General features: G+C 35.7%; 1 pseudogene. It reads left to right on the top strand.

The features are described from left to right. Window positions 1–68: 68 nt before the first annotated feature. Window positions 69–269: pseudogene (locus ACSG5Z_RS30720) on the top strand (PH domain-containing protein); the annotation flags it as partial. Window positions 270–300 lie beyond the last annotated feature (31 nt).

Below are 300 nucleotides of genomic sequence, written 5' to 3'. Positions count from 1 at the left end.
ATGTAAAGTTATGTAAAATATAGATTGAGAGTATTCGTATATTAGATTACTAGATTTGGAGTGGTTACATGGATCCATTGAAAAATGAAATTAACCCTGACATGGTCACGGTGTGGAAAGTTCGTGCTGTAATTGAAGAAGGAATCGGTATTCTCGTCATTTTAGCTTACCTTTTCCTCATGATAAAGTTTGTTTGGGGGGCGTGGTTTTTGTATGTAATGATTGGGCTAACTGTTGTGTTCGCACCATTTTCGTACTTTTTATTCCCGTAACTACGTCAACGTTATTACAGTTATCAAT

Origin of the sequence: Bacillus pretiosus, from assembly GCF_051294775.1 — a bacterium.
Lineage (GTDB): Bacteria > Bacillota > Bacilli > Bacillales > Bacillaceae_G > Bacillus_A > Bacillus_A wiedmannii.
Note: the sequence above shows the minus strand (reverse complement) of the source record. Positions and strands in the feature narration are given on the sequence as shown.